Origin of the sequence: Wenjunlia tyrosinilytica (assembly GCF_014646055.1) — a bacterium.
Classification (GTDB): domain Bacteria; phylum Actinomycetota; class Actinomycetes; order Streptomycetales; family Streptomycetaceae; genus Wenjunlia; species Wenjunlia tyrosinilytica.
This window is the reverse complement of the sequence record NZ_BMMS01000018.1, coordinates 161,639-185,427: the sequence shown is the minus strand read 5'-3', so window position 1 is coordinate 185,427 and position 23,789 is coordinate 161,639. Positions and strand designations below refer to the sequence as shown.

Sequence of the window (23,789 nt, the reverse complement as noted above, 5' to 3'; positions counted from 1 at the left end):
GAAGCCTGGGGGCTTGATTGGGGTGAGTTCTATGCCTGACGGAGGGGTCACGTCAATACTTTGTTAAGACATTATTACCAACGTACTCAGGGACGCACGAGGAGTGAGAACTCGAAGGAGTACCTGGTCGCACGATAGATGTGCGTGCCGTACTCGACCGCACGGCCGTGGTCGTCGAAGCTCACCCGCTCCATGGTCAGCAGTGGGGCGCCCTCGGACTCGGACAGCAGCGCACCCTCGGCGGCCGTTGCCGCACGGGCGCCCACGGTCTGCCTTGCGCTGTGCAGGATGATGCCCGCGGCCCGCATCAATCGATACAGACCTGTTGCCTCGAGGTCCGCGGTCTCCAGCCGCACCAGGCCCACGGGGAGGTGGTTGAGCAGGCGGGCGATCGGCTCCCCGTGCGCCGAGCGCAGCCGCTCCACCGTGACCACCTCCGCCCCTTCGGCGATGCCGAGGGCCGCGGCGACCGCGGCCGAGGCGGGTCCGGTGGCGCTGCGCAGCACCGAGGTCGTCGGGCGCTGCCCGGCGGCCAGCAGGTCGTCGTAGAGGCTGCTCAGCTCCAGCGGTCGCTTGACCTGGCTGTGCACGACCTGGGTGCCGACTCCGCGTCGGCGCACGAGCAGGCCCTTGTCCACCAGGGACTGGATGGCCTGACGCACGGTCGGCCGGGACAGGCCGAGGCGGCCGGCGAGCTCGATCTCGTTGCCCAGGCGGCTGCCGGGCTCGAGGCGGCCCGTCTCGATCGCGTGCTCCAGCTGCTGCGCGACCTGGAAGTACAGCGGCACGGGGCTGCTGCGGTCGACGGTGAGCGCGAGGTTGACCGGGGTGGTGGACACGGGCTGAGCCTACCCAGGTGACCTGATGACCGGAAGTCTGCAAGTAAGTATGTCAGGACAAACGATTGACAGGGGTGGCGCCGAGGCGAGAGGTTGGGAGCGCGTCGGGGCCGCCACCGGGCCCCCGAGACGAAAGTGCAGGAACCCATGCGCATCGGACTTCTCGGCGCCGGCCGGATCGGAGCCTTCCACGCGGCGGCCCTGAGCGGGACGGCGGGTGTAGGAGAGCTGGTCGTCGCGGATGTCGACCAGGACCGCGCCGCAGCCGTCGCGGAGCAGACAGGCAGCCGGGCCGCGCAAAGCGTCGACGAGGTGTTCGCCGCGGGGGTGGACGCCGTCGTGATCAGCACGGCGACCGCCTCGCACGCCGAGCTCATCGTCCGCGCCGCCCGCGCCGGTCTGCCCGTGTACTGCGAGAAGCCCATCTCGCTCGACCTGCACGGCACGGTCGCCGCGCTGCGCGAGGTGCGCGAGGCCGGGACCGTGCTGCAGATGGGCTTCCAGCGGCGCTTCGACGCCGGGTACCGGGCCGCGCGCGAGGCCGTCCTCGCCGGGAGCCTCGGCCGGCTGCACACCGTCCGCGCCATGACCTCGGACCCGGCGCCGCCGCCCGCCGCCTATGTGCCGCTGTCCGGCGGCCTGTACCGGGACTGCCTGGTCCACGACTTCGACATCATCCGCTGGGTGACCGGCCGTGAGGTGACCGAGGTCTTCGCCACCGGCACCGCCGGCGGAGCCGACTTCTTCCGCGCCGCCGGGGACGTCGACACCGCCGCCGCCCTGCTGACCCTCGACGACGGAACGCTCGCCACGGCCACCGCCACCCGCTACAACGGCGCCGGATACGACGTGCGCATGGAACTCGCCGGCTCGGACGACCAGATCGCGGTGGGCGTGGACGCCCGCACCCCGATCACCTCCGTCGAACCCGGCTCGGCGCCCTGCGTCCCGCATCCGTGGACCGGCTTCCTGGACCGCTTCGATCCGGCGTACCGCGCCGAGCTGGCCACCTTCGTCCAGGTCGCCGCCGGCCGGGCGGAGAACCCCTGCTCCGGCGAGGAGGCGCTGCGCGCCCTCCAGGTCGCCGAGGCCTGCGAGCTGTCGAGGCGGGAGCGGCGCCCGGTCGCCCTCGCCGAGATCGAGGCACTGACCGCCGAGGTCGAGGCCGCGAAGGAGACCGTGGCATGAGCACCCGCACCACGACGGTCAGCGAGCGCGTCGCCGCCGCTCCCATCTCCTGGGGCGTGTGCGAGGTGCCGGGCTGGGGACACCAGCTCACCCCCGAGCGCGTACTCGGGGAAATGGTGGAACTGGGCGTGGCCGCCACAGAGTTCGGACCCGACGGCTTCCTGCCCGCCGACCCCGGGGAGAAGGCGGCGGCGCTCGCCGAGCGGGGGCTCGCCGCCGTCGGCGGGTTCGTGCCCACCGTGCTGCACGACCCCGGCCACGATCCGCTGCCCGCCATCCGCACCGAGCTCGCCTCCTTCACCGAGGCGGGGGCGGGCACCCTGGTGCTGGCCGCCGCCACCGGCCTCGACGGCTACGACGAGCGGCCCGCTCTCGACGCCTCCGGCTGGCGCTGCCTGCTGGACAACCTCGGGCGGATCGCCGAGGCGGCCTCCGACATCGGTGTCACCGCCGTACTGCACCCGCACGTCGGCACGATGGTGGAGAACGCCGCCGAGGTCGACCGGGTGCTCGACGGCAGCTCCGTCGCCCTCTGCCTGGACACCGGGCATCTGATGGTGGGCGGCGCCGACCCGGTCGCCATCGCCCGCACAGCGCCCTCGCGCATCGCCCATGTGCACCTCAAGGACGTGGACGCCGCCGCCGCCCGCGAGGTCCTGGAGGGCCGCACGGGATACACCGCCGCGGTCGCCGCCGGGATGTACCGGCCGCTCGGCGAGGGGGACGTGGACGTACGCGCCATCGTCAACGCCCTCGAGGGCAGCGGCTACCAGGGCTGGTACGTGATGGAGCAGGACACCGTACTCACCGAGGACCCCGCCCCCGGCAGTGGACCGATCGAGGACGTCCGTGCCTCGATGGCCCATCTGGCCCGCATCAGCGGGGAGTTGGCACGATGAACCGCCCGCACGACGTGATCACCCTGGGCCGGGTCGGGGTGGACCTGTACCCCGAGCAGACCGGCGTCGGCCTCGCCGAGGTCAGGACCTTCGCCAAGTACCTGGGCGGCACGGCCACCAATGTCGCCGTCGCCGCCGCCCGCTACGGCCTGCGCTCGGCCGTCCTCACCGGGGTCGGCGACGACCCCTTCGGGAAGTATGTGCGCTCGGCGCTGCGGGGGTTCGGCGTGGACGACGCCCATGTGGTGACCGTGCCGGAGCAGCAGACCCCCGTGGTCTTCTGCGAGATCTTCCCGCCGGACCACTTCCCGATCCACTTCTACCGGCGCCCCAAGGCGCCGGACCAGTGCCTGACGGCCGACCATCTGGACCGCTCCGCGGTGCGCGAGGCCCGCGTCCTGTGGATCACCGGCAGCGCGCTGGCCGTCGAGCCGACCCGCTCGACCCTGCTCGCCGCGTGCGAGGCGCGCGACCGCGGCGAGGGCCACCGCGGCGAGGGCGACGGGGAGGTTGACGCAGACGTTTACGGCGAGACGGTCTTCGACCTCGACTACCGGCCCAGTTTCTGGGCCGACCCGGCCGAGGCGGGCCCCTGGTACGCGAGGGCGCTGCGCCACGCGACCGTGGCCGTCGGAAACCTCGACGAGGTCGAGGTCGCCGTCGGCACCCGCGACCCCGACCGGGCCGCCGACCTCCTGCTGGAGCGCGGAGTACGGCTCGCCGTCGTCAAGCAGGGCCCCCGCGGTGTGCTCGCCAGAACGCAGAAGGAGGAGGTCGTGGTGCGGCCGGTGCCGGTGGTCGTGGTCAACGGTCTCGGCGCGGGCGACGCGTTCGGCGGCGCCCTGTGCAAGGGGCTGCTGTCCGGATGGCCGCTGGAGCGGGCGCTGACCGTGGCCAACGCCGCCGGGGCACTCGTCGCCGGGCGCCATGCCTGCGCCGACGACATGCCCACACTGGAGGAGGTGGACGAGTTGCTGCGCCGTCACGAGGAAGCGGCCGACCCGTCGGCGCCCGTCGCGGTCCCCGCGGGTGGTCGCGCGTGAGCCCGTTCGCCCGCAGCATCGCGGAACTGACCCGCATTCGCGTCACCGACCCCGGCGCCGTACGGCGCGCGGCACAGGCCAGGACGCGCTTCGCTCCCGAGGGGTTCGCCCGCCCCCTGTTCGTCCTCGCCGCCGACCACCCCGCCCGCGGCGCCGTGGCCGCGGGCGGCGACCCGACCGCCATGGGCGACCGGCACGAGCTGCTGGCCCGCTGCGTCGAGGCGCTGGGGCGGCCCGGAGTGGACGGCTTCCTCGGCACCGCCGACCTCGTGGAGGACCTGACCCTGCTGGGCGCGCTCGAGGGCAAGCTCGTGCTGGGCTCGATGAACCGCGGCGGCCTGCCGGGCGCGTCGTTCGAGCTGGACGACCGCTTCACCGGCTATGACGCGCGGGGCGTCGCCGAGGGAGGGCTCGACGGGGGCAAGATGCTCCTGCGGGTCGACCCGGCGGACCCCGGCACCAGGGAGACACTCGTGGGGTGCGCGCGTGCGGTGGACGAGCTGGCCGACCGGGGGCTGCTCGCACTCGTCGAACCGTTCGCCTCCCGCCGGGAGGACGGGCAGGTGCGCAACATCCTCACCCCCGACGCGCAGATCTACGCCAACAACATCGCGCAGGGGCTCGGCCGCACCTCGGCCCACACCTGGCTGAAGGTCCCGGTGGTCGACGAGATGGAGCGCATGATGGCCTCCACGACGCTGCCCACCCTCCTGCTCGGCGGCGAGGGCGGCAAGGACACCGACGCGATGTACGCGGCCTGGCAGAACGCGCTGAAGGTCCCGCAGGTCCGCGGCCTGACGATAGGGAGGACCATGCTGTTCCCCGCCGACGGGGACGTGGCCGGTGCGGTGGACACCGCCGTCTCCCTGCTCAACCGCTGACCGCCGACATGAGGAGTGCCCGGATGACGTCGCTGTACCTGCCCGCCGGGAGCGCCGCCCAGGACGGATACGCCCTGGCGGTCGACCCGGACTCCGCCGGATGGGGGTATTCCAGCCTGCGGGTCCTGGAGCTCCCGGAAGACGGGGTGCACTCCTTCCTCACCGGCGACACGGAGTGGATCGTGCTGCCGCTGAACGGCGGCTGCACGGTCCTCGTCGACGGCGAGTCCTTCGAACTGCACGGCAGGCCCGACGTGTTCAGCGCGGTCACCGACTTCGCCTACCTGCCCAGGGACGCCCACGCCCGCGTAGCCTCCGGCACCGGCGGCCGGTTCGCCCTCGCCGGGGCGCGGTGCGAGCGGCGCCTGCCCGCCCGCTACGGGCCCGCCTCGGGCGTGCCGGTCGAGCTGCGGGGCGCGGGCTCGGCCAGCCGCCAGGTCAACAACTTCGCGGCGGCCGGGGTCTTCGAGACCGACAAGGTCATCGCGGTGGAGGTGCTCACCCCAGGCGGCAACTGGTCCTCGTTCCCCCCGCACAAGCACGACGAGCAGCGCGAGGGCGAGTCCGAGCTGGAGGAGATCTACTACTTCGAACTGGCGGGCGGCCCCACCGCCATGGGCTACCAGAGGGTCTACCCCTCGGGCGCGGGCAAGGACAGCGACGTCCTCGCCGAGGTCCGCTCGGGCGACGCGGTGCTCATCCCCAACGGCTGGCACGGCCCCAGCATGGCCGTGCCCGGCTACGACATGTACTACCTCAATGTCATGGCCGGCCCCTCCCCCGAGCGCTCCTGGCTCATCTGCGACGACCCCGCGCACGCGTGGGTGCGCTCCACCTGGCCGGAACAGCCGGTCGATCCCCGTCTGCCCCTGTACACCGCACCTCAGGAAGGAAACGAGTAGTCATGGCCACCGTCCGGCTGACCGTCGCGCAGGCGCTGGTCCGCTTCCTCGCCAACCAGCACACCGAGCGCGACGGGGTCCGCCGCCGTCTGATCGCGGGCACCTGGGGGATCTTCGGCCACGGCAACGTGGCGGGCCTCGGCCAGGCGCTCCTCCAGGCCGGCCAGGACGAGATGCCGTACTACCAGGGACGCAACGAGCAGTCCATGGTGCACGCGTCCGTGGGCTACGCCCGCATGAACAACCGGCTGTCCACGATGGCCTGCACCACCTCGATCGGCCCCGGCGCCACCAACCTCGTCACCGGCGCCGCACTGGCCACCATCAACCGCGTCCCGGTCCTGCTGCTGCCCGGCGACGTGTTCGCCACCCGCCCGGCCGACCCGGTGCTCCAGCAGCTCGAACTCCCCCACTCCTACGATGTGTCGGTCAATGACGCCCTGCGCCCGGTCTCCCGGTACTTCGACCGGATCTGGCGGGCGCAGATGCTCATGCCCTCGGTCCTCCAGGCGATGCGGGTGCTCACCGACCCCGTCGAGACCGGCGCGGTCACGCTCGCCCTGCCGCAGGACGTGCAGGCCGAAGCCTTCGACTGGCCGGAGGAGTTCTTCCGGACCCGGGTCTGGAAGGTGCGCCGGCCCGTTCCTGACGAGGAATCACTGACGGAGGCCGCCGAGCTCGTCCGGCGCGCGCAGCGGCCGCTGATCATCTCCGGCGGGGGCACGATCTACAGCGAGGCGACGCAGTCCCTGCGGCAGTTCGCGGAGGCCACCGGTATCCCGGTCGCCGAGACCCAGGCGGGCAAGGGGTCGCTGCGCCACGACCACCCGCAGGCGCTGGGCGCCGTCGGGCACACGGGCACGGCGGCGGCCGACCGCGCCGCCCGTGAGGCCGACCTGGTGATCGGGGTCGGCACGCGCTACTCGGACTTCACCACGGCGTCCAACACGCTGTTCACCCGGCCCGGGGTGCGGTTCGTCAATCTCAACATCACCTCGTTCGACGCCCACAAGATGGCGGCCACCCCGCTGGTCGCCGACGCCCGCGCCGGACTCGACGCCCTGACCGGGGCCGTCGCCGGACACACGGTGGACCCCTCCTACCTCACCGAGTACACCGACGCGGTGGCGCGGTGGCACCGGCTCACCGACGGCCTCTTCGGCGCGGGCGGCGCCGCGCGGCCCACACAGACCGAGGTCCTGGGCGCGCTCGACGCCGTGATGGACGACCGGGACGTGGTGATCAACGCGGCCGGCTCGCTCCCCGGTGACCTGCACAAGCTCTGGCGGGCCCGCGACCCCAAGCAGTACCACGTGGAGTACGGCTACTCGTGCATGGGCTACGAGATCCCGGCCGGGATCGGGGTGCGGCTGGCGGCCCCCGACCGCGAGGTGTTCGTGCTCGTGGGCGACGGCACCTATCTGATGATGCCGACCGAGATCGTCACGGCGGTGCAGGAGGGAGTGAAGATCAACCTGGTGATCGTGCAGAACCACGGCTACGCCTCGATCGGCGGGCTGTCGGAGTCGGTCGGCGCCGAGCGGTACGGCACCCCCTACCGGTTCCGCGGCACCGACGGGACCTTCACCGGTGATCCTCTGCCCGTCGATCTGGCGGCCAACGCGGCGAGCCTCGGCCTCGACGTCATCCGTGCGTCCACCGCGGACGACCTGAGGAGCGCCCTGCGCGCCTCCCGGCTGTCGTCGCGGCCCACCGCCGTGTACGTCGAGGTCGACCCGCAGGGCAATGGGCCCTCGGCGCAGGCCTGGTGGGACGTGCCGGTGGCCGAGGTCGCGCAGCGCGACTCCACCCGCAAGGCCAGGGAGGCGTACGAGTCGGCGAAGTCGGCTCAGCGGCACCACATCTGAGGCGCCGTTGGCGCGCTGTCCAGCACCGGTGGCGGCGGGCCGGAAGCCATTTCGGCGTCCGCGGCCACCAATTGAACCATCAACTTTACGGTGCCGAAAGCGTTTGCGGGCAATTCCGTGACAGCCTCCACCGGGCGGGCCTACCCTGAGCGCGTCGCACCCCATAGGGGAGGGAGCGTCGGTTTGGACGTGCTCTACGAGAGCGGGTTGCTGAAGGTCGCCCGCACCCGCCAGCCATCGGGACTACTGCTGGTGGGGGACGTCGACGCCTTCGCCGTGCCGGTGCTGGAGAGCGCGTTGCGGACCCTGGCGGACACACCGGGAAACATCCATCTGGAGCTGTCGCAGCTGCAGTTCATGGACGTGTCCGGGCTGGAGCTCGTGGTGTCGACGGCCCGGGGGATGCGGGACGGGAGGCAGCTGGTGCTGCATGAACTCTCGCCGCATCTGCGAAGGGTGATGGCCCTGGTGGGCTGGGACAGCACGCCGGGACTGGCGTTCACGCAGGAGTAGGCGCGGCGGGCCGTGGCGGTACCGGCGGTGTCCGCGCCCGCCGGTCGCGCCGGGGCTGTGGGCACCGCGTCCGAAGCGCCCGGACTTCGGGGCGGCGCCCGGTCAGCGGCGCAGGGGCAGGTGGTGGACTCCGCGCATCAGCAGGCCCGTTCGCCACTCCAGCTCGCAGGGGTCGGCGTCGAGGGCGAGATCCGGGCAGCGTTCCAGCAGGGTCCGGATGGCGATCCGCCCCTCCATCCGGGCCAGGGGTGCGCCCAGGCAGTAGTGGATGCCATGGCCGAAGGCCAGATGCCCTCCGGGATCGCGGTGGATGTCGAAGGTGTCCGGGTCCTCGTAGCGGGCCGGATCCCGGTGGGCGGAAGCCATGATCACGACGACCAGGGTCCCGCCGCCGGGGATGACCGTGCCGCCGATCTCCACGGGATCGACGGCGAAGCGCAGCGTCGAGCCCTCCACCGGCCCGTCGTAGCGCAGCATCTCCTCCACCGCGTTGTCGAGGAGGGAGAAGTCGGCACGCAGCGCGGCGAGTTGGCGGGGGTGCCTGAGCAGGGCGAGTAAGCCGTTCCCGATGAGGTTGACGGTGGTCTCGTGTCCGGCGATCAGCAGGAGTTGCGCCATGGCCTGGAGGTCGTCCCCGCTGAGCCGGTCGCCGTCCTCGTCCCTGGTCTGGATCAGCGCGCTGAGCAGGTCGTCGCCGGGGCGGCCGCGCTTGTCCTCGATCAGGTCGCGCAGGTACTCATTGAGCCGGTGGAACGCCTCGGAGTTCGCCTCGGGGTTGTCGAGGTCGGGGGCCACCACCAGGTTGGACCAGGCGCGGAACCGCTCGCCGTCCAGGTCCGGCACCCCGAGCAGTTCGGTGATCACCGCCATGGGCAGCGGGAAGGCGAGGGTGTCCATGAGGTCGAAGCGGCCCTCGGCGGGCAGCGCGTCGAGCAGCCGGTCGGTGATCTCCTGGACGCGGGGGCGCAGCGCCTCGATCCGCCGCGGGGTGAACTCCTTGCTGACCAGCCTGCGCAGACGGGTGTGGTCCGGTGGGTCGGCGTTGAGCATGTGCCGTCCCCAGGGCCTGCCCTCGGCGTCCGGGTCACCGAGTTCGAGCGCCTTCCACTCCCGGTTGCCCTTTCCCCAGTCCTTGGCAAGTCCGGGATGGGCGAGGGCCGTTCTGGCCTCCTCGTAGCCGACGACCAGCCAGCCCTCGCCGCGGCCGGGAATCGCCACCCGGTGCACGGGCCCCTCGGCTCTCAGCTTCGCGTAGACCGGGTACGGGTCCTTCCAGAATCCGGGGCCGAGCCTCTTGAGGTCCACTGCCTGATCGCTCATCCGGCGCCCTCCCCGATGGGCCGCGGTCGTGGTCATGTTGCACCGGGTTCCCACGCTAACCCGAAGTGGACCGCACGTCAGCAGGGTCTTGAGCCAGACCACCGCCATGGCTCGAGCGGCGCTCAGTCCGCCCCGTCGGCCGCAGCCCCGCTCTGCCCGCGGCTCCAGTCGCCGCAGCCCCGCTGTGCCCGCGGCCCTGTCGGCCGCAGCCCCGCTCGGCGCAGCCCCGTTTGCCGTAACCCCGTCGGCCGCGGCCCGCCGGCCGCTACCGCCTACCCGCCCAGGGCGCTCCACCGGTCGGCCAGGGCCTGCCGTCCCTTCGCTGTCAGGGTTCCGTGCAGACGCAACCGGGCGATGCCGCCGTCCGGGAAGACATCGATCCGTACATGGGTGGCCGAGCGCACGGACCCGAGGGGGAAGCGGTGGAAGGCGTCCGGCTCGAGGCGGGTGCGCCCGATGATCTCGAACCAGGCGTCCGGATCGGCGATGTCGGCGCCCGAGGTGGCGTCGAAGCCGGACAGGGCGGCCCAACCGGGCGCGTTGAACTTGTAGTTGCTGGTGTCGATCTCTACGGCGCGGATGCCGCCGTGCCCGGCGAGCCGCAGGCGCACCCAGTCATTGCCCCTGTCGCGGCGGCGGCGGTTCTCCCAGCCGTCGTCCATCGTGCGGGACCGGTCGGGCAGGATCATATTGGCCGGCGGTGAGTAGAAGCGGTCGGAGGCGTCCTCGACGACTCCCCCGTTCTCCAGAGCGACCAGGTCGAAGGTGCCGAGGGTCTCGAGCCACCGCGGATCGGCGACGACCTCGCCGTGCACACGCAGCCGGGCCACCCCGCCGTCGGGGTACTGCTTGAGCCGCAGATGCGTGAAACGCCGCTCGGCGCCGACCGTGAAGCCATTGGCGGCGTGGCCGCGCACCGGAGAACGGGGGACGATCTCCTCCCATTCCACGTGGTCCGCGAGCAGTTCCCCCGGGCCGGGCGAGCCGTCCACACCGGCCGCCTCGACACTGATGGCCTGCGGGTGGTTGCCGCGGAAGTGGGCGGTGTCGACGACGATCCCCCGCACGATTCCCGGGGCGCCGAGGCGGATCAGGGCCCAGTCGTGATCGGTGTCGGCAGGGTGCGGGTCGCCGGCGTCGGCGCCCCTGCGGCGACGTGTCTCCCAGCCGTCCATGACCTTGCCCTTGTGGCCGAACGCCTCGGGGTCGAAATGGGGCGCCTGCGGTCGCAGCAGGTTCTCCCGCTCGGCGAAGGACTCGTCGTTGGCCGCGACGACACCGGCGCCGAGGCGGCGGTCGGCCAGGTCCACGAGGCCGGTGAAGGCGAAGTCCCCGCCGCGGTAGTCGGCGTAGGGGTCTGCGCCGGTGTACGGCGGGGCGTCGTTCTGGTTGGCCGTCATGATTCCCCTCGCTCGATGAGTCGGCCGGCGGGCTCGCGGACCTTGCCGTTCTCGGCGATGAGCCGGCCGCGCAGCCAGGTCGAGCGGACGACTCCGTTGAGCGTGCGCCCGGCGTAGGCGGAGACCGGGTTGCGGTGGTGCAGCGCGGCCGGGTCGACGGTGAACGACTCCTCGGGCGCGAAGACCGCGAAGTCGGCGTCGTTGCCGTGGGTGATGGCGCCCTTGCGGGCGAGCCCGGCGAGCCGGGCGGGGGCCGCGGACATCCACCGCGCGACGTCGGACAGCGTGTGACCGCGGCTCGACGCCTCGGTCCAGATCGCGGCCAGACCGAGCTGGACGGAGGCGATGCCGCCCCATGCCTGGGCGAAGTCCCCGGTGTCGAAACGTTTCAGCTCCGGGGTGCACGGTGAATGGTCGGAGACGACGCAGTCAATGGTGCCCGCGGCCAGGCCCTCCCAGAGCCGGTCCTGGTTGGCGGCCTCACGGATGGGCGGGCAGCACTTGAACTCCGTTGCCCCGTCGGGCACATCCTGCGCCGTGAGGGTGAGGTAGTGCGGGCAGGTCTCGGCGGTCACGGCCACGCCTTCGCGCCTTGCCGCCTCGATCAGCGGCAGCGCGTCGGAGGAGGACAGATGCAGGATGTGCACCCGCGTGCCCAGACGCCGTGCGAGCGGGATGAGGTGCTCGATGGCGGTGTTCTCGGCCTCGCGCGGACGGGAGGCGAGGAAGTCGGCGTAGGCGCGGCCGGGGCGCCGCGGCGCCGAGTCGATGACCTGGGCGTCCTCGGCGTGCACGATGAGGAGGGCGTCGATGCGGGCGAGCTCCTCCATCGCCTCGGCCAGTTCCGCGGCCGGCAGTTGCGGGAACTCCTCGACTCCGGAGTGCAGCAGAAAGCATTTGAACCCGAACACACCCCGATGGTGCAGCGGTTCGAGGTGCCGGACGTTGCCGGGGACGGCGCCGCCCCAAAAGCCGACATCGACGTGGACCCGGCCGAGAGCCGCGTCCCGCTTGATCGCCAGCGCGTCGACGGTGGTGGTGGGCGGAATACTGTTGAGCGGCATGTCGATGAGGGTGGTCACGCCCCCGGCGGCCGCCGCACGCGTGGCGGATGCGAACCCCTCCCACTCGGTGCGTCCGGGCTCGTTGATGTGCACATGGGTGTCGACGACGCCGGGCATGAGCGCGTCGTCGCCCAGCTCGACGACCCGCGCGCCGTCAGGCGGCGGAGCGTCGTACGCCAGCACCTGCGCGATTCGCCCGTCGGCGACGGCGATCGCCGCGGGGCGCTCGCCGTCGGGGGTGATCACCCGCGTCGAGCGGAGTACGAGATCAATCGGCACCCGGCGCTCTCCCTTCGTGCGCTGTCCATTCCCGCCGCCCGTTCCCGCTTCCCATTCCCGCTGTCGTTCCCGCTGTCGTTCCCGCCGCCCATGTCGCCGCCCATGTCGTACGACTCTCACTGCCGGACGAGCTATTTCACTTTCCGAAAAGTATCTTTCACCAAAGGGAATCCTGATCCGTCGCGCACTGTTGCGTCAAGAGTCACCCGTACCCTTCCGGAGCGCTCGCCTCAACTTTGGGCGATTCCACTGAACGGAAGGTATATTTCGGATCAGGGAATGTGCTTTCCTCCAGCCCATGGCCGTTCATCGCACCGCACGACCTTGAGTGCGATCGGTGGACAGGTAAGCTGCGGCTACCGAACAGCGGGCCCCGAGAGGACCGAAATTGCCGCCTGCCAGCACCAACAGCTCCTCCGACAGCAAGCCGACCGGCGGCTCCGGGGGCGTCCAGTCCCTCGAGCGCGCCTTCGACCTGCTGGAGCGGATGGCTGACGCCGGGGGCGAAGTCGGTCTGAGCGAGCTGTCGGCCGGCAGCGGCCTGCCTCTGCCCACCATTCACCGCCTCATGCGGACGCTGGTGACATGCGGCTACGTCCGCCAGCAGCCCAACCGGCGGTACGCCCTCGGCCCCCGTCTCATCCGGCTCGGTGAGAGCGCCGGCCGCCTGCTGGGCACCTGGGCGAGGCCGTATCTGGCGGAGTTGGTCGAGGCCACCGGCGAGACGGCGAACATGGCCCTGCTCGACGGCGACGAGGTCGTGTACGTGGCCCAGGTGCCCTCACGCCACTCGATGCGCATGTTCACCGAGGTGGGCCGCCGGGTGCTGCCCCACTCCACCGGTGTCGGCAAGGCGCTGCTCGCGAACGTCCCCGCGCAGGAGGTGCGCGCGCTGCTCGCCCGTACCGGGATGCCCGCCGCGACCGGGCAGACCATCACCGACCCCGAGCGGTTCCTGGAGTCGCTGGCGCGGGTGCGCGAACTCGGCTATGCGATGGACGACAACGAGCAGGAGATCGGCGTCCGCTGCCTCGCGGTGACCGTGCCCGATTCCCCCACGGCCGCGGCCATCTCCATCTCGGGCCCGGCCGGCCGGGTGACCGAGGCGGCGACGGGCAAGATCGTGCCCGTGCTCCACGACGTGGCCGTCAAGCTGTCGGCGGCGCTCGCCGGCAACGGCGCCGCCTAGGCTCCGGGGTAGTCCAGAGCTCGCGGGTGGTCGAGAGCGTCTCGCGGGCCGTCCGAGGCGGCTGCGTCCTGCGAGGCGGGGGCGGACGGGCGGGCTTCCAGCAGGTCCGGGTTGACCAGGGAGACGATCGCCCGCACATCCTCCTCCGGCACCGCCGCCCACAGCACCGCGCGGGCCTCGGCGTACCGCCGGGCGAGCCGTTCGCGTAGTCCGGGCTCGAGGCCGGCGGCACGGTCCGCCCGGCTGTTGTGCGCGTTGTCGGCGATCTTCACCAGGCACGCCCAGCGGTCCGCCGCGACCACGCGGATCATCTCGGTGTAGTCGAGTCCCGGTCGGCGGGTCACCCGCTCGACCGTCTCCACGACCGTGCCGGGCACGCCCGCCGCCAGCAGGTCGACGGTGGTCAACTCCGTGTCCTCCAGCACGTCGTGGAGCAGTCCGGCCATCTGCGCGCGCTCGCCGAACGGCTCCAGGCCGGCCGCCACCGCCCTGACGTGCTCCATGTAGTCGACACCGATCTTGTCCTTCTGCCCGGCGTGGGCCCGTGCGGCGAGCGCGTCGACGTCGGCGAGGGTGATGGGTGGCTGGATCATGTGGTTCCTCTTCCCGATCTCTCGACGGCAAGCGCCGCGGAGAAGACCGTCGCCTCCTCGCCGCGCCGCCCGACCAGTTGGAGCCCGACCGGGCAGCCGTCCTCGGTGCGCCCGGCGGGGACTGTGACGGCCGGGTGCCCACTGACATTGAACACCCAGGCCATCGCGACGCTCATCGCCCCACCCGGCCCACGGTGCCCATGGGGGCGGTTGGGCGTGGTCGGGGTCAGGAGAACGTCCACGTCCCCGAACAGCCGCTCCAGCCGCCGTTCGTTCTCCTCCCGCACCCTGACCGCCTCGGCGTCCGGATGCCCGGAGCGCAGACCGCGCCACGCCGGCTCGGGGTCCAGGAGCGCCACTTCCGTCTCCCGCTCTTCGACGCAACCGCTCGCGAACAGCGCCCGCGCGGCACGCCAGGCCGTCCCGCGCACCTCGTCCTGCGTAGCCGCGTACCCCAATGTCGCCGACCAGGCCGCCCGCGGGGGCTCGGCGGGCCGCACGCGCAGCGGATCCTCGCCGATCACCACCTGCCAGTAGGCCGCGGCGTCCTCGACGGTCCTGGCCAGCGGCCCACCCACGTTGAGGCCCGCCCGGTCGCGGGCGGGCAGCGCGCCGTTCGTCGGCTTCGCCCCGACGATCCCGCACCACGCCGCGGGGATCCGCACGGACCCGGCCCCGTCACTGCCGGTCGCCAGCGGCACGCACCCGGCCCCGACGGCGGCGGCCGACCCGGCCGAGGACCCTCCGGGCGACAGATCGGGCCGCCACGGGTTGACCGTGGGCCCCCGGTCCGTCCACCCCCACGTCTGCCAGTCGGTGCCCTTCCCCGCCACGGAAGTGGTCCCCACGGGAACGCACCCGGCAGCGATCAGCCGCTGGGCCTGAAGCGAGCCGGCCCCCTCCGATGCCTTGAGCCCAAGGGGCACGCCGGCGAGCGGCAGTGCCTCCCCTCGACGGACGGCCCGGTCCACCTCGAGCGCCACCGTCCGCGCCCGGGCGGGCCACACCTCGGTGAAGGCGCACAGCCAGGGGTCGAGATCGTCCATACGCCCAAGAGCAGCCCCAGCGACCTCGACGGCTGACAGCTCCCTCCGGAGCACGGCGTCAGCGATCCGACGGGCGGTCAACTCGCTGTAGCTCAGGGAATCCAGTGGTCCCGTTCCCATGGTCCTCGGCCTTCGGGTGCTGGTCGATGGCGGACTCGATCGGTGCCGTGTCCTGTGCCGTGTCCTGCTGTGTCCTGCCGTGTCGAGCCGTGTCCCGACCGTGGTCGCCCTTCTTGTCTCCTCAGCCTCGGCGGCACCAGTTCCCGCGGCACCGGTTCTCGCGGCACCGGTTCTCGCGGCACCAGTTGCCAAGGACGCGGCCGACTGCCGCTTTCGTTCCCCCGGATCCCTCCGACCCGGAGACCTGCGCCCCGACCCCTCGACATCCCCGCACGAGGCCCGGGCGCCGACCCGCGGGGGCTCCGGATCGTGTTGACTGGCAGTCGCGGCCGGACACGGTCCGCCGGTTCGCACAGGACGACGCAGTTGGGGGAAAGCATGTCGGTGCCGTTGTCGAGGGCGGCGAAGGTGCGCATGCCGAGGGCGGCTCTGGTTCTGTCGATCCTGTCGGGGGCTTTCGGCGCGCTGCTCGTGTTCGCCGGGGTGGGCGGGGTGTTCACCGACGAGCACGGCAAGACCGTGGGCCTGGGCGCCCTGGACGTGCTCATCATCTTCTTCCTCGCCTGCGTCTGCGTCGCCGCGCTGTGCGTCTGGTTCACGCGCGGTGCGCGTGTCCGGACGGACAACGCGGCCGACCACGCGGCGAGTCGGCGCCTCGGCGGCGGGCTCGACACCACGGCGGCGCGCGGTGACCTCGCCTACGGCGACCACACGGGCAGCACCCTGGTCACCTCCCTGCGGCCGATCACCGTCCAGCGGCACTTCGACCAGCAGACGACGATGGCGATCGACGGCTGGATGCGGCACTCGTTCCGGTCGGTGAGCGTCATGGCCGGGCAGTTGGGCGGCTCCGGGGGGATGATGGGAGTCGGCGGCGGCCGGGCGTGGGGCACGTCCCGCGTCCACCTCGACGGTCACTCCGTCACCCGCGTGGATCTGCGGGGCGAGGCGCTGCTCGCGGTGTTCGACGTCGTCAAGGACGGCAGGACGGTCGACACCCTGCGGATCGTCGTACCGCCCGCGCCTGCCACCACGCAGTGGATCAGCGGGCTGGTGATCGGACTGGCCGAGCAGTTCGCGTGGGGAACGCACTGCCAGGACGCGGTGGCGGCACGCGCCGATTCGCTCGGCGCCGCGCTGACGCCGAGGGACATCAGCTACACCGCGGACCGCCTGGACAGCCTCAGCCGCTCGACGGAGGCCACGGTCGCGGTCGCCGGTGTGATGATCGGCAACGGGGTGATGGCGGCGCAGCGGCTGAGGATCGGCGATGACCGCTGGCTGTGCCTGTTCCCCACCGGCTTCCCGGCCGCGTTGGAGCAGGCGGCCGCTGCGGCCGCGATCGGCGCAGGGGCCGGCAGGCCGGGGACAGGGGCCGACGGGCCAGGAGCGCCGGGGTCCGGTCCCGCTCCCGGTGCGAGGAAGGTGTCGCCGTGAGGGCTGTCGGCAGGCGCGCCCCGTTCACCGCGGCCGCCGTCTGCGTGGCCTTGGCGGGTGCGGCTTCCTGCACCTCGTCCGGTGGCTCGCACTCCTCGGACGGTGAAGGGCCGCTGTTCGGCGGGGGGAAGGCCTCGGCGTCGGCGAGCGGCCGCCCGGCGCTGCCCGCGCAGAGCCGCTTCACGGTGCCCAAGGGATTCGACAACAAGCACGGTTGGACCGAGGCGGTCACCTCGCCTCAGTCGCGCACCCATGGTTCATGGGTGGTCGCCCCGCACAGCGGGGTGTTCGTGCAGGCGATGAACAACGACGGGAAGGTGCACGCGCGCTCGCTGGACGGGGGCAGGCAGGCGTGGACGTTCAGCGCGCCCACCGCGATGAGCGGGGCGAGCACCGACATCCGTATCGCCTCGGACACCGACGGCGAGGAGATCGTGGTGATCGTGCGCGACGGGCGCACGGAGAACGGGCCGTTGCTCACCGTGGACACCGTGCACGCGACCGCCACGGGTACGGCGAAGGCGATTCGCCACTACACGTACGCGGGCGGTGAGGTGGGCGACTTCGCGGGGGGACTGCTGATCACGCAGCGGGCGGAGTCCCGGGTGGTCGCCCTCGATCCGGTCACCGGCAAGGAGCGAAGGGTCGGGCAGCGGCCCACGTCGGTGAAGCTGCCGCGGTGCCGCGAACAGGACATGCCGCCGGGGGCGTCGTGCTCGGCGGAGGGCACCGCGCAGTTCATGACGGCGGCCGGGCCGGTGTCCTCCTTCGAGCAGTCCAGCTACTGCGACTTCCGCTGGAAGCCCGACGCGTACCTTCCCTGCGCGGACGGGTTCGCCGTCGGCACGGCCTGGAACACCGGGAAGGTGGCCCCCAAGCGCGCCGCGAGCGCCACCCCGCTGGCGGTCGCCGGTGGCTACATCGTCGTCGACTGGACGCTCTTCCCGGACGCGCGGACGGCGGAGGGGTCGAAGAAGGACGTCGTGGCCGTGCACGACCTGGACGACGGCGAGCTGGTGGCGCAGGTCGCCTGCGACATCACCGACCCGGCGGTGGGCAATGGCTCGGTGCGGGAGCTGGCGGCGCAGTCCACGACGCAGCTCTCGCCGAGCGGGGAGTACCTGGTCTCGGGGCAGGTGGGGTTCGACCTGGCGGCGAAGCGGGGATCGTGCTTCGCGGGTTCGGCGAAGAGCAAGGGCATCACCCTGACGGCGGTGGACGACTCCGGCCGCGCGTTCGGGGTCACCCGCAGCACGTCCCGTTGGGCGGACACGGCTTATGGGGCCTTCCCGTTCGACTTCGGCACCGAGGAGGAGGCCGTGCCCACGCGGGTGGTGGAGACCGACCTGAGAACCGGGGTGACCACCCCGCAGCCGAAGAACACGGCGGTGCCGGTCTTCACCTCGAAGGACACAGGCCTGTTCCAGACGTCGGGGACGTTGGCCGCGTACCCGGCGGTGTCCCGGAGAAAGTAGCGGCGCGTCCGCACACCCTTCGTCCGTGCGGCACCTTTCCCGTCACCCGTCGGTGCCGGCGGAGGGGGCGGCGCCGAGGGACGGGGGTGAGCCCTGCGTCCCGGTGCGTGGCACTGTGGGGACATCGTGGCACTGTGGGGACATGGGGTCTCCTGAGCGGGTGGCGGGGTTGGTGCTGGCGGCTGGTGGGGGGCGGCGGCTCGGGGGCAGGGCCAAGGCGCTGCTGAACCACCGGGGGCGGCCGCTCGTGGAGCGGGCCGACGCCGTGCTGCGGGAGGGCGGGTGCGCGCCCGTGCACATCGTGGTGGGGGCCTCGGCGGACAAGGTCCGAGAGCGCGCCCGGCTCACCGGCTCACTCCTCGTCGACAACCCCGACTGGGAGTCCGGGATGGGCTCGTCTCTGCGGGCGGGACTGGTCTCCCTGCGCGGGGTCGAGGCGTCCGCCCTCGTGGTGATGCTCGTGGACCAGCCGCGCATCGGCTCGGGAGTCGTGGCGCGGCTGATCGCCGCGCACCGGGCGGGCGCGGATCTCGTCGCCGCCTCCTACGGGGGCGAGCGCGGTCACCCGGTCCTGGTCGCGGCCCGCTACTGGGACGAGGTCGCGGACAGCGCCCGCGGCGACCGGGGCGCCCGTGACTTCCTGCTCGCCCACGCGCGCGATCTCGCGCTCGTCGAGTGCTCCGACATCGCCGCCCCCGACGATGTGGACACCCCGGACGCCCTCACCCTGCTGGAGGGTTGAGCGGCGGCCGGCACTGTGCGTCACAGCGGCCCCCTCAGTCACGACCCACCATCAACAAACCATTGAAGTTCCGCAATGCAAAAACTATTCTCCACTGGTCAGAAGCGCCGCGGACTCGGGCGGCGCCCGCGACCGCCCCCGGTCCACATCCGGCACCGCGTGCCGGATGTCGCGGCTGGGTCGCCGCCGGCACCGCCCGCAAAGGAGTGACATCCATGTCCGCACCAGCGCCGTCCCCGCTGGCCATCGTCGATACCGGCACCGTGGAACGCTCTGAGGAGGTGCTGACCGACGGGGCCCTGGCGTTCGTGGCCGAGCTGCACCGCCGGTTCACCCCCCGCCGGGACGAGCTGCTGGCGCGCCGCAAGGAGCGCCGCGCCGAGATCGCCCGCACCGGGACGCTGGATTTCCTGCCCGAGACCGCCGCGATCCGCTCCGGCGACTGGCGGGTCGCTCCCGCGCCGCCCGCGCTCGAGGACCGCCGAGTCGAGATCACCGGCCCCACGGACCGGAAGATGACCATCAACGCGCTCAACTCCGGCGCCCGCGTCTGGCTCGCCGACTTCGAGGACGCCTCCTCCCCCACCTGGGAGAACGTCGTCCTGGGCCAGCTCAACCTCATCGACGCCTACGAGCGCCGCATCGACTTCACCAGCCCCGAAGGCAAGAGCTACGCCCTCGGGCCCGACTCCGAACTCGCCACCGTCGTCATGCGCCCGCGCGGCTGGCACCTGGACGAGCGGCACCTCACGGCCGACGGACGGCCCGTTCCCGGAGCGCTGGTGGACTTCGGCCTGTACTTCTTCCACAACGCCCGGCGGCTGCTGGAGCGGGGCCTGGGCCCGTACTTCTATCTGCCCAAGACCGAGAGCCACCTCGAGGCCCGCCTGTGGAACGACGTGTTCGTCTTCGCGCAGGAGTACCTGGGCATCCCTCGGGGCACCGTGCGCGCCACCGTCCTCATCGAGACGATCACGGCCGCGTACGAGATGGAGGAGATCCTCCACGAGCTGCGCGACCACGCCTCCGGGCTCAACGCGGGCCGCTGGGACTACCTGTTCTCGATCGTGAAGAACTTCCGTGACGCGGGCCCCGCGTTCGTCCTCCCCGACCGCAACGCGGTGACGATGACCGCGCCCTTCATGCGCGCCTACACCGAGCTGCTGGTGCGCACCTGCCACAAGCGCGGCGCCCACGCGATCGGCGGCATGGCCGCGTTCATCCCCTCCCGCCGCGACCCCGAGGTCAACGCCACGGCACTGGAGAAGGTCAAGGCCGACAAGGACCGCGAGGCCGCCGACGGCTTCGACGGCTCCTGGGTGGCCCACCCGGACCTGGTGCCAGTCGCCCGTGCCTCGTTCGACGCGGTGCTCGGCGAGCGGCCCCACCAGAAGGACCGGCTGCGCGAGGACGTACACGTCACCGCCGACCAGCTCCTCGATGTCGCTTCCACGGGAGCGCACCCGACGGCCCAGGGCCTGCGCAACGCCGTCCAGGTGGGCACCCGCTACATCGAGGCCTGGCTGCGCGGCCTGGGCGCGGTGGCCATCTTCGATCTCATGGAGGACGCCGCCACGGCGGAGATCTCCCGCTCCCAGATCTGGCAGTGGGTCAACAACCGCGTGGTGCTCGACACCGGCGACACCGTGGACGCGGCGCTGGTGCGCAAGGTCGCCGCCGAGGAGCTGGCCTCCGTTCGCGAGGAGGTCGGCGAGGAGGCATTCGCGGCCGGCCGATGGCAGCAGGCGCACGACCTGCTCCTCCAGGTCGCGCTCGACGAGGAGTACGTGGACTTCCTCACCCTGCCCGCGTACGAGCAGCTCGGCTGACGACGGCTGGAGCCCGGCGACACCTCAGCTCCTTCCGGAAGGACCCGCCCTCGCCGAAAAGGGCGGGTCCTTCCACTGCCCCCAACACTCAGTGATCGGATCACTTGATTTAAGCGGCCCACAATGCGCCGCCCATTCCCCCGGATCGCGCCCTACGGCCCATGGATTGGTCGGAGAACTTCTTGTAGAGTCGCCGGTCATGGCGGACTTCCGTGGGCTGAAAGCTGTCGTCACCGGCGGCGCGTCCGGTATCGGGAAGGCGACCGCGCGGCTGCTCGCCGAGCGCGGTGCAGAGGTCGCCGTGCTGGACCTCGATCCCAGCGGTGCCGAGAAGCCCTTGCACGCGTTCCACGCCGATATCTCGGACGGCGTCTCCGTGACCGCGGCCGTGGAGACCGCCGCCGCCGAACTCGGCGGCATCGACGTCCTGGTGAACAACGCGGGCATCGGCGCCATCGGGACCGTGGAGGACAACGACGACGAGGAGTGGCACCGCGTCCTGGAGGTGAATCTCCTCGGCATGGTCCGCACCTCCCGGGCGGCTCTGCCCCATCTGCGCCGGGCAGCGGCCGGCCGCCCCGGCAGGGCCGCCATCGTCAACACCTGCTCCATCGCCGCGACCGCGGGCCTGCCGCAGCGCGCGCTGTACTCGGCGAGCAAGGGCGCCGTGCTCTCACTGACCCTCGCCATGGCCGCAGACCACGTCCGCGAGGGCATACGCGTCAACTGCGTCAACCCCGGCACCGCCGACACCCCCTGGATCGCCCGCCTGCTGGACGCCGCCGACGACCCCGAGGCCGAACGGGCCGCGCTGAACGCCCGTCAGCCGATGGGCCGCCTCGTCTCCGCCGAGGACGTCGCCGCCGCGATCGTGTACCTCGCCGGACCCGACGCCGCCTCGGTCACCGGCACGGCGCTCGCCGTCGACGGCGGGATGCAGGGCCTTCGACCGCGCCCGGCGAAGTAGCCGGCCGCCGTGAGAAGCGTGGGGCTCGGCGGCAGCGGCGTCGAGGTGACCGTGCTGTCCCTGGGCACCGCCCCGATCGGCAATCTCTACTCCCCCGTCTCGGACGACGACGCGCGGGCGACCGTGGACGCCGCGTGGGACGTCGGGGTGCGGTACTTCGACACCGCGCCCCACTACGGACTCGGTCTGGCGGAGCGGCGGCTGGGCCTGGCGCTGCGGGGCAGACCGCGCGAGGAGTTCACCGTCTCCACCAAGGTCGGGCGCCTGCTGGAGCCGGTCGACCGGGTGGAGGGGGACGATCTGGCGCAGGGGTTCGCCGTCCCCGCCACCCACCACCGCCGCTGGGACTTCACCGCGGACGGGGTGATGCGCAGTATCGAGGCGAGCCTGAAGCGCCTGGACCTCTCCCGCGTCGACATCGTCTATCTGCACGATCCCGACGACCATCCCGAGCAGGCGCTGAGCGGGGCGTACCCGGCGCTGGAGCGGCTGCGCTCCGAGGGCGTCGTGGGGGCGATCGGGGCCGGGATGAACCAGGCCGCACTCCTGACCCGCTTCCTGCGGGAGACCGACATGGACGTGGTCCTGCTCGCCGGCCGCTACAGCCTGCTCGACCAGAGCGGCCTGGACGAACTCCTGCCGCTGGCCCGTGAGCGGGGGGCCTCGGTGGTGGTCGGCGGGGTCTTCAACTCCGGCCTGCTCGCCGACCCGAGGCCGGGCGCCACCTATGACTATGCGACCGCGCCGGAGTCCGTGCTGGAGCGCGCGCTGCGGTTCAAGGGAGTGTGCGCACGGGAGGGGGTGCCGCTGCGCGCGGCGGCACTGCGCTTCCCGTTCGGGCACCCGGCGGTCGCGAGCGTCCTGCTCGGCGCCCGTACCGCCGCGGAGGTCAGGGACGCGGCGGCCATGCTGTGCCGAGCGGTGCCGCAGCGGCTGTGGACCTCGCTGCGCACCGGGGGTCTGCTGCCCGTGGAGGTCCCCGTCCCGGGAGGGAGCCCGACATGAGAGTGGCCCTGCACACCCGCGTGCGCGCCGACGGGATCGAGGAGTACGAGGCGGCGCACCGGGAGGTTCCGCAGGAGCTGACCGATGCGATCCGCGCGGCGGGAGCGACGTCGTGGACGATCTGGCGCAGCGGTACGGATCTGTTCCACGTGATCGACTGCGAGGACTACTCCCGGCTCATCGGTGAGCTGGAGGGGCTGCCGGTCAACGCGGCGTGGCAGGCGCGTATGGCCGAGTTGCTGGAGGTCTCCCACGACTACTCGCGGGACGGCACCGGGGCATGCCTGCCGGTGGTGTGGCAGCTGTGATCGTCGACGCGCACCACCATGTGTGGGACCTCGCGGTCCGCGCCCAGGACTGGATCGCCGGTCCGGAGCTGGAGCCGCTGCGGCGCACATTCACGGTGGAGGAGCTGCAGCGTGAGGCCGCGGCGGCCGGGGTGGACGCCACCGTTCTCGTGCAGACGGTCACGGTGGCGCGGGAGACCCCGGAGTTCCTGGAGCTGGCAGCCTCCAGTCCGCTGATCGCCGGGGTCGTCGGCTGGACCGATCTGACCTCGCGCGATGTCGGAGAGAACCTGGCGCGCCTCGCCGGGACGGGCCCGCTGGTGGGCATCCGCCACCAGGTGCAGGCCGAGCCCGATCCACGCTGGCTGGTGCGCCCCGAGGCGCTGAGGGGGCTCCAGGCGGTGGCGAGTGCCGGACTGGTCTACGACCTGGTGGTGCTGCCGCACCAGCTTCCGGCGGCCGTGGAGGTCGCCGCGGCGGTGCCGGAGCTGACCTTCGTTCTCGACCATCTGGGCAAGCCGCCGATCGCCGCCGGGGAGCCGGAGCCCTGGGCGCGGGACGTCCGGGCGCTCGCGGAGCTGCCGAACACCGTCTGCAAGCTGTCCGGCATGGTCACCGAGGCGGACTGGCGCACCTGGACGGTGGAGGCGCTGCGGCCGTTCGCCGACACGGTGCTGGAGGCGTTCGGTCCGGACCGGCTGATGTTCGGCTCGGACTGGCCGGTGTGCCTGGTCGCGGCCTCCTACGCGGATGTGCTCAAGGCCGCGGTGGAGCTGACGGCGTCCCTGGGCCCGGACGAGCAGGCCGCCGTGCTCGGCGGCACGGCGGCACGGGTCTACGGACTCTCCGGCGAAGGCGTCCCCGAGCAACGGTGAGGCAGGGTGTACGGCGGGGCGTGGGGCG

22 protein-coding genes are annotated in these 23,789 nt (G+C 72.3%); 16 read left to right on the top strand and 6 right to left on the bottom strand.

Translation table 11 applies throughout. From position 1 onward, the window contains the following. Positions 1-86: 86 nt before the first annotated feature. Complete coding sequence (locus IEY86_RS21320; RefSeq protein ID WP_189133390.1) at positions 87-839, bottom strand: GntR family transcriptional regulator; 753 nt, start codon at positions 837-839, stop codon at positions 87-89. A 147-nt stretch (positions 840-986) separates the two neighbouring features. Here IEY86_RS21320 and IEY86_RS21315 point away from each other — a divergent pair, with 147 nt between their 5' ends. The 7 genes from IEY86_RS21315 (at position 987) to IEY86_RS21285 (ending at position 8,133) form a co-directional block, all read left to right on the top strand. Next, complete coding sequence (locus tag IEY86_RS21315) at positions 987-2,027, top strand: Gfo/Idh/MocA family protein (protein ID WP_189133389.1); 1,041 nt, start codon at positions 987-989, stop codon at positions 2,025-2,027. Next, positions 2,024-2,926 carry a TIM barrel protein gene (locus tag IEY86_RS21310; protein ID WP_189133388.1) on the top strand — a complete coding sequence of 301 codons (903 nt, stop codon included), beginning with the start codon at positions 2,024-2,026 and terminating at the stop codon, positions 2,924-2,926. Before IEY86_RS21315 ends, IEY86_RS21310 begins: the two co-directional genes overlap by 4 nt. Next, positions 2,923-3,969, top strand: coding sequence for a 5-dehydro-2-deoxygluconokinase (gene iolC / locus IEY86_RS21305; protein ID WP_189133387.1), 1,047 nt, complete (start codon positions 2,923-2,925; stop codon positions 3,967-3,969). The genes IEY86_RS21310 and iolC overlap by 4 nt, the downstream gene beginning before the upstream one ends. After that, positions 3,966-4,850: a Cgl0159 family (beta/alpha)8-fold protein gene (locus IEY86_RS21300; protein ID WP_189133386.1), complete on the top strand. Its 885-nt coding sequence runs from the start codon at positions 3,966-3,968 to the stop codon at positions 4,848-4,850. The genes iolC and IEY86_RS21300 overlap by 4 nt, the downstream gene beginning before the upstream one ends. 23 nt (positions 4,851-4,873) lie before the next feature. Then, positions 4,874-5,752, top strand: a complete 879-nt coding sequence (gene iolB, locus IEY86_RS21295) for a 5-deoxy-glucuronate isomerase (RefSeq protein ID WP_189133385.1) — start codon at positions 4,874-4,876, stop codon at positions 5,750-5,752. Between the two features lie 2 nt (positions 5,753-5,754). Beyond that, positions 5,755-7,620, top strand: a complete 1,866-nt coding sequence (iolD, locus tag IEY86_RS21290; protein WP_189133384.1) for a 3D-(3,5/4)-trihydroxycyclohexane-1,2-dione acylhydrolase (decyclizing) — start codon at positions 5,755-5,757, stop codon at positions 7,618-7,620. Between the two features lie 189 nt (positions 7,621-7,809). Next, a complete protein-coding gene (locus tag IEY86_RS21285) occupies positions 7,810-8,133 on the top strand; it encodes an STAS domain-containing protein (protein WP_229698641.1) in 324 nt (107 codons plus the stop codon). A 102-nt stretch (positions 8,134-8,235) separates the two neighbouring features. On the opposite strand, the gene IEY86_RS21280 is transcribed toward IEY86_RS21285, so the two are convergent. From IEY86_RS21280 to allB, 3 genes are all read right to left on the bottom strand, one after another. Beyond that, positions 8,236-9,453 carry a cytochrome P450 family protein gene (locus IEY86_RS21280; protein ID WP_189133382.1) on the bottom strand — a complete coding sequence of 406 codons (1,218 nt, stop codon included), beginning with the start codon at positions 9,451-9,453 and terminating at the stop codon, positions 8,236-8,238. A 272-nt stretch (positions 9,454-9,725) separates the two neighbouring features. Next, complete coding sequence (alc, locus tag IEY86_RS21275) at positions 9,726-10,853, bottom strand: allantoicase (protein ID WP_189133381.1); 1,128 nt, start codon at positions 10,851-10,853, stop codon at positions 9,726-9,728. Then, entirely contained in the window at positions 10,850-12,196 is a 1,347-nt protein-coding gene (gene allB / locus IEY86_RS21270) for an allantoinase AllB (RefSeq protein ID WP_189133380.1), read from the bottom strand. The genes alc and allB overlap by 4 nt, the downstream gene beginning before the upstream one ends. A gap of 388 nt (positions 12,197-12,584) precedes the next feature. Here allB and IEY86_RS21265 point away from each other — a divergent pair, with 388 nt between their 5' ends. Continuing rightward, positions 12,585-13,385 carry an IclR family transcriptional regulator gene (locus IEY86_RS21265; protein WP_189133379.1) on the top strand — a complete coding sequence of 267 codons (801 nt, stop codon included), beginning with the start codon at positions 12,585-12,587 and terminating at the stop codon, positions 13,383-13,385. Here IEY86_RS21265 and IEY86_RS21260 read toward each other — a convergent pair. Beyond that, positions 13,382-13,978 carry an HD domain-containing protein gene (locus tag IEY86_RS21260; protein ID WP_229698635.1) on the bottom strand — a complete coding sequence of 199 codons (597 nt, stop codon included), beginning with the start codon at positions 13,976-13,978 and terminating at the stop codon, positions 13,382-13,384. The genes IEY86_RS21265 and IEY86_RS21260 overlap by 4 nt on opposite strands. Beyond that, positions 13,975-15,024, bottom strand: coding sequence for an amidase family protein (locus IEY86_RS21255; RefSeq protein WP_229698634.1), 1,050 nt, complete (start codon positions 15,022-15,024; stop codon positions 13,975-13,977). Before IEY86_RS21255 ends, IEY86_RS21260 begins: the two co-directional genes overlap by 4 nt. Before the next feature lie 498 nt (positions 15,025-15,522). On the opposite strand from IEY86_RS21255, the gene IEY86_RS21250 reads away from it, so the two are divergent. The 8 genes from IEY86_RS21250 (at position 15,523) to IEY86_RS21215 (ending at position 23,761) form a co-directional block, all read left to right on the top strand. Continuing rightward, on the top strand, positions 15,523-16,581 hold the full coding sequence (locus IEY86_RS21250) for a hypothetical protein (RefSeq protein WP_189133377.1): 1,059 nt from the start codon (positions 15,523-15,525) through the stop codon (positions 16,579-16,581). Further along, positions 16,578-18,056: a hypothetical protein gene (locus IEY86_RS21245; protein ID WP_189133376.1), complete on the top strand. Its 1,479-nt coding sequence runs from the start codon at positions 16,578-16,580 to the stop codon at positions 18,054-18,056. The genes IEY86_RS21250 and IEY86_RS21245 overlap by 4 nt, the downstream gene beginning before the upstream one ends. A 142-nt stretch (positions 18,057-18,198) precedes the next feature. Continuing rightward, a complete protein-coding gene (locus IEY86_RS21240) occupies positions 18,199-18,798 on the top strand; it encodes a nucleotidyltransferase family protein (RefSeq protein ID WP_189133375.1) in 600 nt (199 codons plus the stop codon). A gap of 215 nt (positions 18,799-19,013) precedes the next feature. Continuing rightward, positions 19,014-20,627 carry a malate synthase A gene (aceB, locus tag IEY86_RS21235; RefSeq protein WP_189133374.1) on the top strand — a complete coding sequence of 538 codons (1,614 nt, stop codon included), beginning with the start codon at positions 19,014-19,016 and terminating at the stop codon, positions 20,625-20,627. A 199-nt stretch (positions 20,628-20,826) separates the two neighbouring features. Beyond that, positions 20,827-21,594, top strand: a complete 768-nt coding sequence (locus tag IEY86_RS21230) for an SDR family NAD(P)-dependent oxidoreductase (RefSeq protein ID WP_189133373.1) — start codon at positions 20,827-20,829, stop codon at positions 21,592-21,594. A gap of 9 nt (positions 21,595-21,603) precedes the next feature. Then, complete coding sequence (locus IEY86_RS21225) at positions 21,604-22,599, top strand: aldo/keto reductase (RefSeq protein ID WP_189133372.1); 996 nt, start codon at positions 21,604-21,606, stop codon at positions 22,597-22,599. Then, positions 22,596-22,907 carry an L-rhamnose mutarotase gene (locus IEY86_RS21220; protein ID WP_189133371.1) on the top strand — a complete coding sequence of 104 codons (312 nt, stop codon included), beginning with the start codon at positions 22,596-22,598 and terminating at the stop codon, positions 22,905-22,907. Before IEY86_RS21225 ends, IEY86_RS21220 begins: the two co-directional genes overlap by 4 nt. Next, the gene (locus tag IEY86_RS21215) at positions 22,880-23,761 is read left to right on the top strand and encodes an amidohydrolase family protein (RefSeq protein ID WP_189133370.1); all 882 of its coding nucleotides are present in this window, start codon (positions 22,880-22,882) and stop codon (positions 23,759-23,761) included. The genes IEY86_RS21220 and IEY86_RS21215 overlap by 28 nt, the downstream gene beginning before the upstream one ends. Positions 23,762-23,789: the final 28 nt, after the last annotated feature.